Annotated in this window: 4 protein-coding genes and 1 pseudogene; 3 read left to right on the top strand and 2 right to left on the bottom strand. The window is 75.4% G+C overall.

Features of this window, described 5'->3' with window-relative positions:
• Nucleotides 1–613 (top strand): Mut7-C RNAse domain-containing protein (locus ABZ641_RS31755; RefSeq protein WP_359987408.1); only part of this gene is annotated, 613 nt, incomplete at its 5' end.
• Between the two features lie 45 nt (nucleotides 614–658).
• Here ABZ641_RS31755 and ABZ641_RS31750 read toward each other — a convergent pair.
• Nucleotides 659–1,135, bottom strand: a complete 477-nt coding sequence (locus ABZ641_RS31750) for an SRPBCC family protein (protein WP_359987405.1) — start codon at nucleotides 1,133–1,135, stop codon at nucleotides 659–661.
• Between the two features lie 134 nt (nucleotides 1,136–1,269).
• Between ABZ641_RS31750 and ABZ641_RS31745 the strand changes: the two genes are divergently transcribed.
• Nucleotides 1,270–1,629 carry a hypothetical protein gene (locus ABZ641_RS31745; RefSeq protein WP_359987411.1) on the top strand — a complete coding sequence of 120 codons (360 nt, stop codon included), beginning with the start codon at nucleotides 1,270–1,272 and terminating at the stop codon, nucleotides 1,627–1,629.
• A gap of 422 nt (nucleotides 1,630–2,051) precedes the next feature.
• Here ABZ641_RS31745 and ABZ641_RS31740 read toward each other — a convergent pair whose 3' ends face one another.
• Entirely contained in the window at nucleotides 2,052–2,237 is a 186-nt protein-coding gene (locus tag ABZ641_RS31740) for a hypothetical protein (RefSeq protein WP_359987402.1), read from the bottom strand.
• Nucleotides 2,238–2,603: 366 nt separating this feature from the next.
• Here ABZ641_RS31740 and ABZ641_RS31735 point away from each other — a divergent pair.
• Nucleotides 2,604–2,699: pseudogene (locus ABZ641_RS31735) on the top strand (GMC oxidoreductase); the annotation flags it as partial.
• Nucleotides 2,700–2,837 lie beyond the last annotated feature (138 nt).

Raw genomic sequence — 2,837 nt, 5'->3', positions numbered from 1 at the left:
CGAGGAGGTGGCCGTGCTCGCCGTCGCCCGGCCGCAGCTGCTCGCCGGGCCGCCGCGCTTCCTGCTCGACGTCCACCTGGGCACCCTGGCCCGGCGGCTGCGGCTGCTCGGGGTGGACGCCGCCTACGAGAGCACCGACATCGGCGACCCGGCGCTGGCGGCCCGCTCGGCCGCCGAGCAGCGCGTGCTGCTCTCCCGGGACCGCGGGCTGCTGCACCGCCGCGAGCTGTGGGCCGGCGCCTACGTGTACAGCCACCGCCCCGCCGACCAACTGCGGGACGTGCTCTCCCGGTTCGCTCCCCCGCTGGCCCCGTGGACGCGCTGCACCGCCTGCAACGGGACGCTGCGCGAGGCCGACAAGACCTCGGTGCGCGAGCACCTGGAGCACGGCACCGAGCGTTCGTACGACGTCTTCGCCCAGTGCACGGCCTGCGACCAGGTGTACTGGCGCGGCGCCCACCACGAGCAGCTGAGCGGCATCGTCACCGAGGCGGTGGCGGAGTTCGGCGACGGAACGGCGGACGGGGCGGCTCCGTCCGGGCCGCTGCACACCTCGGTGGCCGCACAGCGCCGCCGCCCGGACGGGGCAGCGGTGGGCGCCGGGCCTGCCTGAGCGGGGTCCGCCGGGCAGCGCACCCGGTCGCCGTCCGACCGGTCCTCAGGCCGGGGGCAGGCAGGCGTCCCGGAGGCGGTGGAGGGTGGTGCGCATCCCCGCCCGGTTGCGTTCCGCGCGCTGCACGGCGGGCGTGCCGGAGAAGACCAGCCCGAGGGTCTCCGCCACGGCCGCTCCCGCACCGCCGCGCCGCTGGTCGATCCAGTACTCGGTGACCAGCGTGCCGTCGCCCTGCGCTTCGAGGCGGTAGCCCCAGCGGGCCACCGGCAGGCCGAAGGTGGTGACGTCGAAGGCGAACTCGCGCTCCGGCTCGGCGACGACGATCCGGCAGGTCGTGAACCAGACCCAGCCGGCCCGCCGGTTGAAGCCGACGAAGTTCCGGCCGCGCCGCCAGACACCCACCACCTCGGGGCTGAACTCCTTCATCCGGCGCACGTCGGCGAGCAGCGCGTACACCGCGTCCGGCGGGACGGCGGGGAACTCCAACGACTCCTCGACGGTCCAGATCCGCGCGGCACCCATCGGCCGGTCTCCTCCCCCTGCGGTGTACGCGAGGCGGCCACCGCCCCCGCGGGCAGCACGATACGCGCGGCCGCCGGACGGCGGTAGCCGCCCCCGGCAGGCCCCGGCGGCGGCCCGGCTACGGTGACGCCGTGATGCCGAGCCTGCCCACCGATGTGTCCGAAGTCCTCGACGCCGTCCTCGACACGGACGGCCCCGTCCACCGAGCGCTGCGCCGACAGGTGCCGCACCTGGCCGTGGACGCGCGCTGCGCCTGCGGGTGCGGCGCCGCCTACTTCGCCCTCGACACGGACGCGGTCGAACCGGCGCCGGCCGGCGGCGGCACCGTCGTGGCCGCACAGGCGCTGCTGATCACCGAGACCGGCGACTGCCCGGGCGAGGTCCTGGTGTTCACCCAGGACGGCCACCTCTCCTGGGTCGAGGTCTGCTCCTGGGACGACGACATCGAGGTCACCCTCGCCACCGCCCGCCGCTGGCTGCGACCGGGCCGCTGACACCCCCGCGCCGGGCGCACATCAGGTCTTCGCAGCACCGCAACCACAATCACACCAGGGGCGCGGCAGGGCCAAGACCTGGTTCGCGCAGCCGGCCGCAGGGCCTTGCCCAGGCCGGGGAGGACGCGGTAACCGCCGTCCGGGCAGGGAAGTGTGATCCGGGTGTGGAATCGGCTGCAGTGGCTCATTTCCAGGTCGAGCCGCTCCGCCTCGTGGGCGTTCACGAGGGCAACGATGCGCTCCAGGCCGTAGGCGTTCGGGTCACGGCGGTAGGTATCCGGCTCTGCAGCGAGGAGGCCGCAGGACGGCGCCCAGTGCGCCTCCAAATGCTCCCTCGCGATCTGCTCCGCCGTCTTGACGGGGACCACGGGAGCGGGCGCGGCGTACGGGGCCGAGCGGGCGTCCCGCACCGCCCGGACCGGTCACCAGCCGGCACCGCCGATGGCCGTCTCGCCCGCCTCTCCCGCGCCGGGGCGGTCGTCGAAGCCGTCGGGCGCCCGGCCGACATGGGCGACGACGAACACCTCCATCCCCGTCCCGTCCGGTGTTCCGCCGCTCTCGTGCCGGTACACGCCGCCCGGCTCGAGGAAGTCCTCGCCCACAGCCACGCCTCCGATCCCTCCGCATGGTGTGAGCCAAGGGTGCGCCCACGCGGACCGCCCTGCTGCCTCCCCTCCCCCGTGTCGGGCCGCCCGGGCCGAACGCCGGCCGACTCGCCTGAATCGCACAGCCGCGGCTGCGCCGGGAGCCGGCCCTCGGGGCGCGGAGGCCGCCAGGCCCCGGTTCGGCTTCGAGGAAGGACCGGCGGCCACCGGTTGCCCCTGGTCGTGTCCGCTCAGCCGGCGGCCTGCGAGGGCGGCAGGCGGCGGAAGGTGTCCTGGCCGATGACCGTCGCCTTCCACGCCTCGTCGGATCCGGTGGCCGGACACGGTCCGGCACGCGGCGGCGGAAGCCCGCTCGGGCCTGACGGTGTCACCGACCCGCGGAGCTCGGCCCTCGACGTCGGCTGCCGGGCCCGCGACCTCGACAACCTGTACGTCGTGGACACGGGCTTCTTCCCGAGCGACGGGTTCACCACCTGCGGAGTACGGGCGCGAGCGGCCGGACCGAACGACGCCCGGCCGGACACAGGCCTTCGAGCAGGGCGGCGGCCGGGTCGCCGCGGTAGTCGGAGCCGACCTTGTCGATCTCGTCGAGCAGGACGACCG

Origin of the sequence: Kitasatospora sp. NPDC007106, from assembly GCF_040634455.1 — a bacterium.
In the GTDB taxonomy this organism is placed as follows: Bacteria; Actinomycetota; Actinomycetes; order Streptomycetales; family Streptomycetaceae; genus Kitasatospora; species Kitasatospora arboriphila.
The sequence above is the reverse complement of the archived record's forward strand: the minus strand, read 5'-3'. Positions and strand labels throughout refer to the sequence as shown.

Coding starts and splice junctions, on each gene's coding strand:
- ABZ641_RS31750 (WP_359987405.1), bottom strand. CDS start 1,135: ATGGGTGCCGCGCGGATCTGGACCGTCGAGGAGTCGTTGGAGTTCCCC.
- ABZ641_RS31745 (WP_359987411.1), top strand. CDS start 1,270: ATGCCGAGCCTGCCCACCGATGTGTCCGAAGTCCTCGACGCCGTCCTC.